The organism is Streptomyces sp. HUAS ZL42, from assembly GCF_040782645.1.
In the GTDB taxonomy this organism is placed as follows: domain Bacteria; phylum Actinomycetota; class Actinomycetes; order Streptomycetales; family Streptomycetaceae; genus Streptomyces.
In genome coordinates this window covers 2,999,846-3,014,455 of sequence record NZ_CP160403.1, presented here as the reverse complement: position 1 = coordinate 3,014,455, position 14,610 = coordinate 2,999,846, and the positions used below count along the sequence as shown (strand labels likewise).

Sequence of the window (14,610 nt, the reverse complement as noted above, 5' to 3'; positions counted from 1 at the left end):
CTGAGCGGCGTCGCGGGACAGACAGCGGGATACCAGTGTGCGCAGCGAACCTGGCAGCTCGTTGAGTTCGGGAACGGGGTGACCAGTGCTTGCGTACGAGAGCACAGCGCCCAGGGCGAACACGTCGCCGGGGGGACGTGGCCGACCGCCGGACGCCTGCTCAGGTGCAAGGCAGCTGGGATTCAGCCAGGGAACGCCGGTGCGGTCGGTACCGTCTGATGCTGCCACGCGCGCTGCCCCGAAGCACCCGATGCGAGGCCCCTCCGTGCCGAGCAGCACCGCCTCCGGGGAGAGCCCGGCGTGTGTCACCCCCTGAGCGTGCGCCACAGCGAGCGACGAGGCGAGTGAGGCGCCCAGCGTGCGCACAGTGTGCTCGGGCAGAGGCCCGCCAAGGGCGCCGAGCACGGCGGGAAGTGCCAGAAGCGGACGGTACTCCGCGGCGTACCAAGGCTGTGACCCGGTGTTCAGCTCCGCGATCGGTGTGAGTCCGGGCAACGCAAGCCGCTGGGCGGCCGCGGCTTCGGCGACCCAGCGACCGTGGTCCGCACCGTCTGGCGGGAGCCCCAGGAGGACTGTACGGGCGCCGTCGTAGCTCCGGGCTATGCAGCGGCGCTCGGCGACGGTATGAGTCGCGGCACCGTCGATGGCGGTCAGGACGGTGTACGGCCCGAGGCGTGCGGGGATCCGCGGGCGTGTTCCTGGAGAAGTCACTCGGCACCGATCCGTGCGGATGCTCCGTGCCGGTGAGCGCCGGCGCTTCCCTCAGGATCCGCCTCCATCTGGTTGGACAGCACCTTTGCCGAATGTTGCTTCGCGGCCCGTGCCTTGAAGTGTTCCGACTCGTCCCACGACATGCGTGGCCCCCGTTCGCGTGCATCCCGTCGGGGCGCCGTCCGGCGCCCCGACCATCAAATCGCCCCGTCCGCCACCAACCCCACCTGAACCAACGGCTTCCCCCGCTTCCGAGAAACAAAGACCCCCCGCCCCGCAGGCATGGCCCGAGGCCGCACGCCGCCCAGGATGTCGCCCTCCCCGGGATCGCCGGCGAGCACCACGCCCTGTGCCCCCAGTTCCTTCATCCGCTGCATGAACGGCTCGTACGACGCCCGCCCCGCGCCCGCCGTGGACCGCGCGATGATGAACCGCACGCCCACGTCCCGGGCGAAGGGCAGCAGCTCCGTCAGCCCCGCCAGCGGATTGCCGCTCGACGTGGACACGAGGTCGTAGTCGTCGATGACGACGTACACCGTCGGGCCCCGCCACCAGCTGCGGTCCCGCAGCTGCTGGGCCGTCACGTCGGCCGTCGGGGTGCGGCGTTGCATGAGGTTGGCGAGCGCGGAGATGTGGTGGTCCATGGTGTTGGACATCGGGATGTACTCGGCCAGGTGGGAGGACGGGGTCACGTCGAGCAGCGACCGCCTGTTGTCGACCACGAACATCTTGCACTCGTCGCCCGAGTACCGCTCCGACAGCTGCTTGATCAGCAGCCGCAGCAGGTTCGACTTGCCCGACTCGCTCTCGCCGAAGATCAGCAGGAACGGGTCCTGCTCGAAGTCGACGAACACCGGCTCGAGGTTGTCCTCGTCGAGTGCGAAGGCGATACCGCGGCGCGGGAAGCGGTTGCCCGGCGGCAGCTCGTTCGCCGGGAACTCGCGGGGCAGCAGCCGTACTTCGGGCGCGGGAGCGGCCTGCCAGTGACGGGTGACCTCCGTCGCCAGCGCCTGCGTGGCGTCGGAGAGGTCCGTGTCCGAGGTCAGGCCGTCGATCCGCGGTACCGCCGCCATGAAGTGCAGCTTCTGCGGGGACTGGCCGCGGCCGGGCACGCCCGTGGGGACGTTCGCCGCGACCTTGCGGTCCATCTCGGAGTCCATCGGGTCACCGAGCCGCAGCTCCAGGCGGTTCATCAGCTGGTCCTTGAGACTCGACCGGACCTCCATCGACCTCGACGCAGTCAGGATCACGTGGATGCCGTATCCCAGACCGCGCGCCGCGATGTCGAGGACGATCGAGTCCAGCGCCTCGTACTCCGTACGGAAGTTGCCCCAGCCGTCGATGACCAGGAAGACGTCGCCCCACGGCTGGTCCGTGACCGAGATGTCGCCCCTGGCGCGCCTCGTCCGGAAGTCGGCGATCGACGGGATGCCCGCCGAGCGGAAGTACTCCTCGCGGCGGGTCAGCACGCCGTACACCTCGGCCACCGTGCGCCGTACCCGCTCCGGGTCCAGGCGCGAGGCCACCCCGCCGACGTGCGGCAGGCCGGACACCGCCGCCATGCCGCCACCGCCGAAGTCGAGGCCGTAGAACTGGACCTCGTGCGGCGTGTGCGTGAGGGCGAACGCCGAGATGATCGTGCGCAGCAGCGTCGACTTGCCGGACTGGGGGCCGCCGATGATCTGCATGTGGCCGGCCGCGCCCGAGAAGTCGATCCAGAGGGGGTCGCGGCGCTGCTCGTACGGCTTGTCGACCAGGCCGACGGGCACGACAAGGCGGCCCGCGCCCTCGTACCCAGGCTGCGTGAGCCCGCGGCCCTGCACCGCCGTGAGGCCCGGCAGGAGGCCGTCCAGCGACGGCGGGCTGTCCAGTGGCGGCAGCCACACCTGGTGGGCCGCCGGGCCCTGCGCCTCCAGCCTGCGCACGATCACGTCCAGCACGGTGTCCGCGAGGGCGTCGTCGACCTCCGGACCGTCCGCACCTGAGGGGCGTTGCTGCGGCACCGGCACGTACTGCACTGGTACCTCTGCCGCCGTGAACAGCACCGGCCGCCGGTCCACCGGCAGCGGACCGCCGCCCAGCGCCGCGCGCTGGGAACCCGAGCGATAGACCCCGGAGACGTACGCCGCCTTGAAGCGCACCATCTCGTCCGTGCCGAACTTCAGGAATCCGGATCCCGGCACGTTCGGAAGCTCGTAGGCGTCGGGCACACCCAGCGCCGCCCGCGACTCCGCCGCGGAGAACGTGCGCAGACCGATCCGGTACGACAGGTACGTCTCCAGGCCGCGCAGGCGGCCCTCCTCCAGACGCTGCGACGCCAGCAGCAGGTGCACGCCGAGCGAGCGGCCGATACGGCCGATCTGCACGAACATCTCGATGAAGTCCGGCTTGGCGGTGAGCAGTTCGCTGAACTCGTCGATCACCAGCACCAGGGACGGGATCGGCTGCAGGGCCGCACCCGCCGCGCGCGCCTTCTCGTAGTCGTGGATGTTGGCGTAGTTGCCCGCGTCGCGCAGCATCTCCTGGCGGCGGTTGAGCTCGCCGCGGATGGAGTCGCCCATGCGGTCGACCAGCGTGAGGTCGTCGGCGAGGTTGGTGATGACGGCCGCCACGTGGGGCATCTGTGCCATGCCCGCGAAGGTCGCGCCGCCCTTGAAGTCCGCGAGGACGAAGTTCAGGGTCTCCGAGGAGTGCGTGACCGCAAGGCCGAGTACGAGCGTGCGCAGCAGCTCCGACTTGCCGGAACCGGTGGCGCCCACGCACAGGCCGTGCGGGCCCATGCCCTCCTGCGCGGCCTCCTTGAGGTCGAGCATCACGGGACGGCCGTCCTCGCCGAGGCCGATCGGCACGCGAAGCCGCTCGGCCAGCGAGCGCGGCCGCCAGGTGCGCTTGGTGTCGACGGACGCCGCGTCACCGAGGTTGAGCAGGTCGGTGAACTCCAGGTTGGCGAGCAGCGGTTCGTCGTCGTCGCCGCCGGAGGCCATCCGCAGCGGGGCGAGCTGCCGGGCGAGGGCCTCGGCGGACTCGTAGGAGAGGGCGTCGGGCGTCCCTTCGTAGACGACCCCGTGCCCCGACTCGAGGTGCAGCGACTCGGGCTGTACGACGATGGAGAGCTCGCCGCCGCCGGTGGTCGGCTCGCCGGGAACGACCTCGAGGATGGTGACGCCCTGGAGCCCTTCGGGGTTGGCCAGGACCGAGTCCGGCGGCAGGGAGAGGCCGTCGAGGACGACGACGATGTGGGGCTCCTCCGGCAGCGGCGCCGCGTTCGGGTGGAAGCGCGGACGGCCCGTCAGCCGGGTGGCGAGCAGGTTCTCCAGCTCGCGGGTGTCGCTGTCGATGAGCCTGCGGCTGCCCGCGCCGTCCACGGCACCTGGCGCCTGGACGTGCGGCAGCCACTTGGCCCACTCCCAGTGGGGCAGCGCCTCGCGGCCCGCCGCGACCACGACGAGCAGGTCCTCGGGGGAGTGCAGTGCGGCCAGCGAACCGGCCATGGCCCGGGCGGAGGACCGTACGGACTGCGGGTCACCGCTGATGGTGACGTGGTAGAAGGCGCGCAGCGACACCGCCATCGGCAGGTCGTCCAGCGTTCCGTGGACGGCGAGGAAGCGCTGCATCGCCCCCGCTGTCAGCGGCTCCAGCTGCTCGACCGGGCCGGTCTCGGGGGCGACGAGCGCGGTGGCGAGCGCCTGTGAGCCGAGGCCGATGCGGACCTGGGCGAAGTCCTCGTCGCCGGGCCGCCGTTCCCACACCCGGCTGCCCTCGGCCACCAGGGCCCACAGCTGTTCGGGGGAGGGGTGGAGGAAGTACTGCGCGTCCCGCTGCGCCTTCGCCGTGTCGACGGCGGTCTGCCGGGTCTGCGCCAGATAGCTCAGGTAGTCGCGGCGCATGTCCGCCAACTGCCCCTGGGAGCCGCGGCGGAAGCGGACCACCATCGCGATGGACATGGCCACCGTCGAGGCGATCATGACCATGCCCATGATCCTCATGAACGGCTGTCCGCTAGTGAAGAAGAAGACCACCGAGCCGCCCATGCCGAGCGTCGGCAGCAACTGCATCAGCACGCTCTCCTGGTGCCCCCGCGGCAGTTCGGGCGGAGGCTGCAGGACGATCTCCTGCGTGGACACTTCGGACGGCAGCGCCCGAGGCGGGCGCTTCACGACGATGTGGCTCACTGCTCACCAATTCCCTTGCCGGGCCCCGAGTGTTCGGCCGCCACCCCGTGTCAGGCGGACGCCGGGCCGCCGCGTGATCCTACTGACTTCACAAGTGACAGGGGGGCGGTAGGGTGCCGGATGTTCGCGTGAGCACACGCGAGTCGGGCTGGAAGCATCGGGGCATTCCGTGCCATCTGGCAAGGTACTGAACCCCGGTGACGGCATGACGGCGTCCTTGCCGCACGGCCGGGCAGAGGGCGCGGTGAGAGCGGCACAGGACTTTCACACCGCAGACGCACAACCATCACTGAGGGGGAGCAGCAGGTGAGCATGACGGCCTCCGCGGCAGCCACCGGAGGGTCCGGTACGGGGGTGCCTTCCGGCGCGGGCACGGGGCTCGGCTTCTGCCGGGTCACGATCGTCGCGCCCGACAGCCGCATCGACGTGGCGCTGCCCGACGACATCCCGGTCGCCGACATCTATCCGGAGATCCTCAGGCTCTCCCAGCAGAGCCCCGCCGAGGGCGCACCCGTCGGATACCACCTGGTACGCCGGGACGGCACCGTCCTCGACAGCTCCCGCTCTTTCGCCGCACAGCGCATTCTCGACGGTGAACTCCTTACGCTCCGCCCCTTCTCCGAGTCGCTGCCTCCCGCCGTATTCGACGACGTCTCCGAAGCGGTCGCCTCCGCCGTGACCCGCGAACGCACCCTGTGGAGCGGCGACCTGACGCGTGCCGCGGGCCTCGTCGGAGGAGGCGTCCTGCCGACCCTGCTCGCCTTCGTGGCGTGGACCGGCGACCCGCGCCACGACATGCACAGCCTCCCCGGCGTCCTCGCCGCGGTCGCCGGCGTGCTCCTGGTCGTACTGGCCTGCATACGCGCCCGGATCTACGACGACCGGGCCTCCGCCGTCGCCCTGGGCCTCGGCGCCCTGCCCAATGTGGCGGTGGCCGGCTCGGGGCTCCTCCCGCTCACCGACGGCCAGGGCATCGGCAAGCTGCAGTTCCTCCTCGCCTGCGCCGCCGTGCTGCTGGCCTCGGTCCTGCTCACCCTGTGCTCCCCGAGCGGGGACGGCCCGTTCGTCGCCTTCGTCTTCGCGTCCGCCATCGGAGTGCTGGCCACCTTCGGGGCGCTCCTCGCCGACTGGACGCCCTCCGAGGTCGGGGCCCTGTGCGCCCCGGTCGCGGTGGGGGCCCTGGCCTTCCTCCCGAGCCTGTCGATGCGTTTCGCCCGGCTGCCGATCGGCTTCGACCCGCCCAACACCGCCCCGCGCAGCGCGTACGGCGCCGATCCCGCCCCCCAGGAGCCGGTCGACGCCGAGCGGGTCGCCGCCCGGGCCCGCCGCGGCCACGAGCTCCTGGTCGGACTGGTCGGCGGCTGCGCGGTGACCGCGGTCGCGGCCTCGGCGGTCCTCGGCTTCTCCGACGGTGTCTGGGCTCAGCTGCTCGCCCTCGTGACCGGCGTCGCCCTGGTGATGCGGGCCCATCTGTTCCGCTACACCGCCCAGGTCGCGCCTGTCCTGGCCGCCGGTCTCGCCTCCCTGGTGCTGCTCGGTCTGGGTCTGGCGCTCAACCCGCCGCACGCCGTGATCCGCGACGCCCTCACGGGCGACCGCACCGACCTCGACATCCGGACGGTCTGGCTCGTCGCGGTGATCGCGGCGGTGGCCGCGCTCGTCACCGCGATCGGTCTGATCGTCTCGCGCGGCGGCCTCACGCCGTTCTGGGGACGCTTCCTGGAGATCGCCGAGGGCTTCGTGCTGCTGACGCTGGTGCCGCTGGCGCTGGCCGTGTTTGACGTGTATGCGACGGCTCGGGCGATGACGAGCTGACGAGTGGTCCCGTCCTGTCGGCAACTGAAGACGGCTGGCGGCAAGTGAGCGACGCCTGTCGACAAGCGCGGCGAGGAAGACCGGCGCCGCGCAGTGAGCTCAACGGAACGTGGGGACCCGTGCGTACGGGTCCCCACGTTCGTCACTCCGCGGCAAGGGCACCGTTGTGCGGCGCCGGCTCCAGATCGAACTCCCCGTCCCGCGCCCCCAGCACGAAGGCCCGCCACTCCGCCTCCGTGTACCGCAGCACGGTGTCCGGGTCGAGCGAGGACCGCATGGCCACGGCGCCACCGGGAAGCCGGGCGATCTCGACCCGCTCCTCGTGCTCCTCGGTACCCGGCGCGCACTGCCACTCGACGCCCGAGATGTCGAGGGCGTACAACTCGTCCCGCTCCCGCTCCTTGCGCGCCTTGATCTCCTGTTCCGTCTCCGCCATGCCGCAGCGACACCCCTTCCCGACGTACGAACGGTCAAAGCGCTCACAGTAGTGGCCGTCTCCGGCTCGTCCGGGTGGTTCCGATACCGCGGTGAGAGTGCCGCTCACCTCCTGGTACCCTGAGTGACGGCCGTTTGTGTACGCACCCCCGGAGCCCTTCGCTCTGGAGGCCGCGCCCAGCGGATCCCCGCCTCCCGAGTAACGGAAGCTCCCCCGAGACAAAGACCGGGGGCACTCGGTGGCCACTCAAAGACTACGAGGAGTACGCGTGCCGCTCGACGCCGCTACGAAGAAGCAGATCATCACCGAGTTCGGCCAGAAGGAGGGCGACACCGGCTCCCCCGAGGTCCAGGTCGCCATGCTCTCGCGCCGGATCTCGGACCTGACCGAGCACCTCAAGACCCACAAGCACGACCACCACTCCCGCCGTGGTCTGCTGATCCTGGTCGGTCAGCGCCGTCGCCTGCTGCAGTACCTCGCCAAGAAGGACATCCAGCGCTTCCGTACGCTGGTCGACCGCCTCGGCATCCGCCGCGGTGCTGCGGGCGCGAAGTAAGACGCCGTGAAGGGAGCGGTTCCCGGGAGGATCGGGGGCCGCTCCCTTTGCCGTACGTGCGGAAACGTGCGGAGTGTCACTGCTGCTTTGTAGTGTGGTAGCACAACGCAATACGCACGACACAGTGCGATGACGTGTACTCGCTGCGGGTAACGCGGCATCGCGAAAACGAACGAGGAGAAGCGCACCTCGCCGCCGCCGGTCCTCGGTAGTGGCCCCCGGGGGGAAGCGAGCCCCGGGTGCTTCGATCGAAGACCGGCCCGCACCAGACGGAGCGCTTCTCCGCAACCGTCCCCCTGCCACACGGGCAGCCAGGGGACGAAGACGAGGAGAAAACGCTAGTGGAGAACGAGACCCACTACGCCGAGGCCGTCATCGACAACGGCGCCTTCGGCACCCGCACCATCCGATTCGAGACGGGCCGCCTGGCCAAACAGGCCGCCGGCTCCGCCGTGGCGTACCTGGACGACGACACCATGGTGCTGTCGGCCACCACCGCCTCCAAGAACCCCAAGGACCAGCTCGACTTCTTCCCGCTCACGGTGGACGTCGAGGAGCGGATGTACGCCGCCGGCAAGATCCCCGGCAGCTTCTTCCGCCGTGAGGGCCGCCCCTCCGAGGACGCCATCCTCACCTGCCGTCTGATCGACCGCCCGCTGCGCCCGTCCTTCAAGAAGGGCCTGCGCAACGAGATCCAGGTCGTCGCCACGATCATGGCGCTCAACCCCGACCACCTGTACGACGTCGTGGCGATCAACGCCGCCTCCGCGTCCACGCAGCTGGCCGGTCTGCCGTTCTCCGGCCCGATCGGCGGCGTCCGCGTCGCGCTGATCCGCGGCCAGTGGGTGGCGTTCCCCACGCACACCGAGCTCGAGGACGCCGTCTTCGACATGGTCGTCGCGGGCCGCACCCTGGAGGACGGCGACGTCGCGATCATGATGGTCGAGGCCGAGGCCACCGACAAGACCATCCAGCTGGTCAAGGGCGGCGCCGAGGCGCCGACCGAGGAGGTCGTCGCCGCCGGTCTGGACGCCGCGAAGCCCTTCATCAAGGTGCTCTGCAAGGCCCAGGCCGACCTCGCCGCGAAGGCCGCCAAGCCGACCGCCGAGTTCCCGATCTTCCTCGACTACCAGGACGATGTCCTGGAGGCGCTGTCCGCCGCCGTCCGCCCGGAGCTGGCCTCCGCGCTGACCATCGCGGGCAAGCAGGAGCGCGAGTCCGAGCTGGACCGTGTCAAGGCGCTCGCCGCCGAGAAGCTCCTGCCGGAGTTCGAGGGCCGCGAGAAGGAGATCTCCGCCGCGTACCGCTCGCTCACCAAGCAGCTGGTCCGTGAGCGCGTGATCAAGGAGAAGAAGCGCATCGACGGCCGCGGTGTCACCGACATCCGCACGCTGGCCGCCGAGGTCGAGGCCATCCCGCGGGTGCACGGTTCCGCGCTGTTCGAGCGTGGCGAGACCCAGATCCTGGGCGTCACCACCCTCAACATGCTCCGCATGGAGCAGCAGCTGGACACCCTTTCCCCGGTGACCCGCAAGCGCTACATGCACAACTACAACTTCCCGCCGTACTCCACCGGCGAGACCGGCCGCGTCGGCTCCCCGAAGCGCCGCGAGATCGGCCACGGAGCGCTCGCCGAGCGCGCCCTGGTCCCGGTCCTGCCGACGCGCGAGGAGTTCCCGTACGCGATCCGTCAGGTGTCCGAGGCCCTCGGCTCCAACGGCTCGACGTCCATGGGCTCGGTCTGCGCCTCCACCATGTCGCTGCTGAACGCCGGTGTGCCGCTGAAGGCCCCGGTCGCCGGTATCGCCATGGGTCTGATCTCCCAGGAGATCGACGGCGAGACGCACTACGTCACCCTCACCGACATCCTCGGTGCGGAGGACGCCTTCGGCGACATGGACTTCAAGGTCGCCGGCACCAAGGAGTTCGTGACCGCCCTCCAGCTCGACACCAAGCTGGACGGCATCCCGGCCTCCGTCCTGGCCGCCGCCCTCAAGCAGGCCCGTGACGCCCGCCTCCACATCCTCGACGTGATGATGGAAGCGATCGACACGCCGGACGAGATGTCCCCCAACGCGCCGCGGATCATCACCGTGAAGATCCCGGTCGACAAGATCGGCGAGGTCATCGGCCCCAAGGGCAAGATGATCAACCAGATCCAGGAGGACACCGGAGCCGAGATCACCATCGAGGACGACGGCACCATCTACATCGGCGCCGCCGACGGTCCCTCCGCCGAGGCCGCCCGCACCACGATCAACGGCATCGCCAACCCGACGATGCCCGAGGTCGGCGAGCGCTACCTGGGTACGGTCGTCAAGACCACGACCTTCGGCGCCTTCGTCTCGCTGCTCCCCGGCAAGGACGGTCTGCTGCACATCTCGCAGATCCGCAAGCTGGCCGGCGGCAAGCGCGTGGAGAACGTCGAGGACGTGCTCGGTGTGGGCCAGAAGGTCCAGGTCGAGATCGCCGAGATCGACTCTCGTGGCAAGCTCTCGCTCGTCCCCGTGATCGAGGGCGAGGAAGAGGCTTCCGAGGACAAGAAGGACGACACCGACAAGTGACGTCGAGTAGCTCCAAGGCGACGGCCCGCACCTCTTCGGAGGCGCGGGCCGTCGCCCGTACCCAAACCCTGATCAAGGGCGTCAACGGCATCGGTACGGTGCGCAAAACCACCCTCCCGGGCGGCCTGCGCGTCGTCACCGAGACCCTGCCCTCGGTCCGCTCGGCGACCTTCGGAATCTGGGCGCACGTCGGCTCCCGCGACGAGACGCCGTCCCTGAACGGCGCCACGCACTACCTGGAGCACCTGCTCTTCAAGGGGACTTCACGCCGTAGCGCGCTGGACATCTCGTCGGCCGTCGACGCGGTCGGCGGCGAGATGAACGCGTTCACGGCGAAGGAGTACACGTGCTACTACGCGCGCGTGCTCGACACCGACCTGCCGCTCGCCATCGACGTCGTCTGCGACATGCTGACCGGCTCCCTGATCCTCGAGGAGGACGTCAACGTCGAGCGCGGCGCCATCCTCGAAGAGATCGCGATGACCGAGGACGACCCGGGCGACTGCGTGCACGACCTGTTCGCGCACACGATGTTCGGCGACAACCCCCTCGGCCGCCCGGTCCTCGGCACGGTCGACACGGTCAACGCCCTCACCGCCGACCGAATCCGCCGCTTCTACAAGAAGCACTACGACCCGACCCACCTCGTGGTCGCGGCCGCCGGCAACATCGACCACAACAGGGTCGTACGACAGGTCCGCGCCGCTTTCGAGAAGGCGGGCGCCCTCAAGGACGGCGATGCCACCCCCATCGCCCCGCGCGACGGCCGGCGCGCCATCCGCACCGCGGGCCGCGTCGAGCTGATCGGCCGCAAGACCGAGCAGGCGCATGTCGTCCTCGGCATGCCGGGCCTGTCGCGTACCGACGAGCGCCGCTGGGCGCTGGGCGTGCTGAACACGGCCCTCGGCGGCGGCATGTCGTCCAGGCTGTTCCAGGAAGTCCGCGAGAAGCGCGGCCTGGCCTACAGCGTCTACTCGTACACCTCCGGCTTCGCCGACTGCGGCCTGTTCGGCGTGTACGCGGGCTGCCGCCCGAGCCAGGTGCACGACGTGCTGAAGATCTGCCGCGACGAGCTCGACCATGTCGCCGGGCACGGTCTGTCCGACGACGAGATAAGGCGTGCCATCGGCCAGCTCCAGGGCTCCACGGTCCTGGGCCTGGAGGACACGGGCGCGCTGATGAACCGCATCGGCAAGAGTGAGCTGTGCTGGGGCGAGCAGATGTCCGTCGACGACATGCTGGCCCGGATAGCAGCGGTGACCCCGGACGACGTCCGCTCGGTCGCCCGCGACATCCTGGGACTGCGGCCCTCGCTGTCGGTCATCGGCCCGCTGAAGGACAAACAGGCCTCCCGGCTGCACGACGCCGTCGCCTGACCCCCTGTCTTCGGTAAGCCTCTTCGGTAAGGAAGCAACAGAGATGAGCAAACTGCGCGTGGCGGTCCTCGGTGCCAAGGGCCGCATCGGTTCCGAGGCGGTACGGGCGGTCGAGGCCGCCGAGGACATGGAGCTGGTCGCCGCCCTGAGCCGGGGCGACAAGCTGGAGACGCTGGCGGAGACGGGCGCCCAGGTCGCCGTCGAACTGACCACGCCCGCCTCGGTCATGGACAACCTCGACTTCTGCGTACGCCACGGCATCCACGCGGTCGTCGGCACGACCGGCTGGACGGACGAACGCCTCGCACAGCTCAGGGGCTGGCTGGCCCGGTCCCCGGAGACGGGCGTGCTCATCGCGCCGAACTTCTCCATCGGGGCCGTCCTGACGATGAAGTTCGCGCAGATCGCCGCGCCGTACTTCGAATCCGTCGAGGTGGTCGAACTGCACCACCCGAACAAGGTGGACGCCCCGTCCGGCACCGCCACGCGCACCGCGCAGCTCATCGCCGAGGCGCGCCGCGAGGCCGGCACCTCCCCGGCTCCGGACGCGACGGTGACGGCCCTGGACGGCGCGCGGGGAGCCAGCGTCGACGGGATCCCCGTCCACGCCGTCCGTCTGCGGGGCCTGCTCGCCCACCAGGAGGTCCTGCTGGGCGGCGAGGGCGAGACCCTGACCATCCGCCACGACTCGCTCCACCACAGCAGCTTCATGCCGGGCATCCTGCTCGGCGCGCGCCGCGTGGTGACCGCTCCGGGCCTGACCTTCGGCCTGGAACACTTCCTGGACCTGGGCTGACGCGCCCCATGCGAGCCAAGCTCTCCTACGCCGTCACGGCCGCCGTCCTGGTCTTCTACTTCCTCCTGGTCGGCAGCCGCGGCGTCATGCTCATCCAGTCCGGCACGCTCGTCACCGTCACCTTCGGTGTGGCGGTGCTGATCCTGCCGGTGATCGGCCTGTGGTTCCTGTGGAAGAACACCCAGTTCGTCCGCAGGGCCAACCAGCTCGCCGCCGAACTCGACTCCGAGGGCGGCCTGCCCGTCGACGAGCTGAAGCGCACACCCGGCGGCCGCATCGACCGCGACTCGGCCGACGAGGTCTTCGCCAAGCGCAAGGCCGAGACGGAGGCGGCCCCCGACGACTGGCGCAGCTGGTTCCGGCTCGCCGTCGCCTACCACGACGCCCGCGACACCCCGCGCGCCCGCAAGGCGATGCAGCGTGCAATCACGCTGCACCAGTCCTCTCACTGAAGTCTTCGCACAACGGGACGGGGCCCGGACCGCAGGCGCGGTCCGGGCCCCGTTCGGCTCAGCCCCGCCGGTACTCCGAGGCCCACGCCTCGATCGTGTCCGCGGCCCGGTCGAACGCCTCGAACCGCCCCAGGAAGTCCGCGTTGTGCGTGGTCAGCAGCGGCGGCACGTCCTCGGCGGCCCGGTCCTTCCGTACCAGGGTCAGCGCCTGCCCCTGCACCGTGCGCGGCAGCCCGAGCCAGCGCACCGGCTGCTGCGCCGTCCGCACGGCCACGATCCGGTCCCAGGGCACTGTGCGCGTGAGGAAGAAGCCCACATGGCGCAGGCCGCGCGCGCTGACCCACACGCCCACGCGCAGCAGCCGCAGCGCACACGCGATCACCGCCAGCGCGATGCCGAAGACGGCACCGCCCTCGGACACCTTGCCGGTCACCGCGATGATCACGGCAGCGAACAGCACGTACGAGGCGAGCAGCAGCCACAGCGCCGCCACACCGACACGCCACGGGCCGGGCCGGTAGGGGCGCCGCCAGCGGTCGGGGCCGTCGTAGGGCAGCGCGGCATCGTCCGCTGCCTCGAACGCGCGGTCGGCCGTCAGGAAGGGCAGGGGCACGGCTGATCCTCACTCAATCCGTCCATGGGCTGTGCCCGGTGAGGCTATCCGCCCGTGCCGCCGGTCACCACTCTCGGGGGGCCGGATCGGTCAGCGCCCTTGGGACGCCTGGGACCGCGGAATCACTGTCACTGACACAGACGGCCGAGTGCCCCAAAAGGTGCCTGCTTTCTCCAAAATCATTCGGGCATGACGGTGAACGTCCTGTTTGCCGGGCCGTAGAGTGGGCGCCGCCCGAGAGAAGTGATGGGAAGGACCCTCCGAGCCGTGACCGACACCCCCGCCGACGACCTGAAGCCCGCGTTTCGCAGCGACATCACCGTCGAACTGGTGAAGCACACCGCGTCGGACGCCGACGTCCTCTTCGCTGCCCGCGTCTCGACCAAAGGCGAGCAGTCCCTGGACGAGTTGGGCCAGGACCCCGAGCGTTCCAAGGGCCTGATCAACTACCTGATGAGGGACCGGCACGGCAGCCCCTTCGAGCACAACTCGATGACCTTCTTCATCAGCGCCCCGATCTTCGTCTTCCGCGAGTTCATGCGGCACCGCGTGGGCTGGTCGTACAACGAGGAGAGCGGCCGCTACCGCGAGCTCCAGCCGGTCTTCTACGTCCCCGACGAGTCCCGCAAGCTCGTCCAGGAGGGCCGCCCGGGCAAGTACGTCTTCGTGGAGGGCACCCAGGCACAACAGGAGCTGGTCGGCCGTGCCATGGAGGCCTCGTACCGCCAGTCGTACGAGGCCTACCAGGAGATGCTCGCCGCCGGCGTCGCCCGCGAGGTCGCCCGCGCGGTGCTCCCGGTCGGCCTGTTCTCCTCCATGTACGCCACCTGCAACGCCCGCTCCCTGATGCACTTCCTCGGCCTGCGCACCCAGCACGAGATGGCGAAGGTGCCGTCCTTCCCGCAGCGGGAGATCGAGATGGTCGGCGAGAAGATGGAGGCCGAGTGGGCCAAGCTCATGCCCCTCACCTACGCCGCCTTCAACGCGAACGGGCGTGTGGCGCCCTGACGGCCCCCGTGCGAGGCGTCCCAATTGCAGCGTTTGGCGAAGTTCATCTAGCCTGATCAAAGGGACCCGGTACTGCTTGAACCCCCGAGCAGGCAGTACCGGGCTCCACCT

At 70.2% G+C, this 14,610-nt stretch carries 10 protein-coding genes; 7 read left to right on the top strand and 3 right to left on the bottom strand.

What is annotated here, in order from left to right:
• Positions 1-908 precede the first annotated feature (908 nt).
• Positions 909-4,883 carry a type VII secretion protein EccCa gene (eccCa, locus tag ABZO29_RS13730; protein ID WP_367320466.1) on the bottom strand — a complete coding sequence of 1,325 codons (3,975 nt, stop codon included), beginning with the start codon at positions 4,881-4,883 and terminating at the stop codon, positions 909-911.
• 312 nt (positions 4,884-5,195) lie between these two features.
• On the opposite strand from eccCa, the gene eccD reads away from it, so the two are divergent.
• Positions 5,196-6,698: a type VII secretion integral membrane protein EccD gene (eccD, locus tag ABZO29_RS13725; protein ID WP_367326130.1), complete on the top strand. Its 1,503-nt coding sequence runs from the start codon at positions 5,196-5,198 to the stop codon at positions 6,696-6,698.
• A gap of 142 nt (positions 6,699-6,840) precedes the next feature.
• On the opposite strand, the gene ABZO29_RS13720 is transcribed toward eccD, so the two are convergent.
• Positions 6,841-7,134, bottom strand: a complete 294-nt coding sequence (locus ABZO29_RS13720) for a DUF397 domain-containing protein (protein ID WP_367320465.1) — start codon at positions 7,132-7,134, stop codon at positions 6,841-6,843.
• A 268-nt stretch (positions 7,135-7,402) separates the two neighbouring features.
• On the opposite strand from ABZO29_RS13720, the gene rpsO reads away from it, so the two are divergent.
• The 5 genes from rpsO to ABZO29_RS13695 all read left to right on the top strand — a co-directional run bounded on the left by rpsO (position 7,403) and on the right by ABZO29_RS13695 (position 12,878).
• A complete protein-coding gene (gene rpsO / locus ABZO29_RS13715) occupies positions 7,403-7,690 on the top strand; it encodes a 30S ribosomal protein S15 (RefSeq protein ID WP_062701899.1) in 288 nt (95 codons plus the stop codon).
• A 341-nt stretch (positions 7,691-8,031) separates the two neighbouring features.
• Positions 8,032-10,254 carry a polyribonucleotide nucleotidyltransferase gene (locus tag ABZO29_RS13710; RefSeq protein ID WP_367320464.1) on the top strand — a complete coding sequence of 741 codons (2,223 nt, stop codon included), beginning with the start codon at positions 8,032-8,034 and terminating at the stop codon, positions 10,252-10,254.
• Complete coding sequence (locus ABZO29_RS13705; protein WP_367320463.1) at positions 10,251-11,630, top strand: M16 family metallopeptidase; 1,380 nt, start codon at positions 10,251-10,253, stop codon at positions 11,628-11,630. Before ABZO29_RS13710 ends, ABZO29_RS13705 begins: the two co-directional genes overlap by 4 nt.
• A 43-nt stretch (positions 11,631-11,673) precedes the next feature.
• Positions 11,674-12,426 carry a 4-hydroxy-tetrahydrodipicolinate reductase gene (gene dapB / locus ABZO29_RS13700; protein WP_367320462.1) on the top strand — a complete coding sequence of 251 codons (753 nt, stop codon included), beginning with the start codon at positions 11,674-11,676 and terminating at the stop codon, positions 12,424-12,426.
• Between the two features lie 8 nt (positions 12,427-12,434).
• The gene (locus ABZO29_RS13695) at positions 12,435-12,878 is read left to right on the top strand and encodes a hypothetical protein (protein ID WP_367320461.1); all 444 of its coding nucleotides are present in this window, start codon (positions 12,435-12,437) and stop codon (positions 12,876-12,878) included.
• A 58-nt stretch (positions 12,879-12,936) separates the two neighbouring features.
• Here the strand turns inward: ABZO29_RS13695 and ABZO29_RS13690 are convergent, their stop codons facing one another.
• Entirely contained in the window at positions 12,937-13,491 is a 555-nt protein-coding gene (locus tag ABZO29_RS13690) for a hypothetical protein (protein ID WP_367320460.1), read from the bottom strand.
• 267 nt (positions 13,492-13,758) lie between these two features.
• Between ABZO29_RS13690 and thyX the strand changes: the two genes are divergently transcribed.
• Positions 13,759-14,499 (top strand): FAD-dependent thymidylate synthase, encoded by a 741-nt coding sequence (gene thyX / locus ABZO29_RS13685; protein WP_367320459.1) that lies wholly within the window; start codon positions 13,759-13,761, stop codon positions 14,497-14,499.
• Positions 14,500-14,610: the final 111 nt, after the last annotated feature.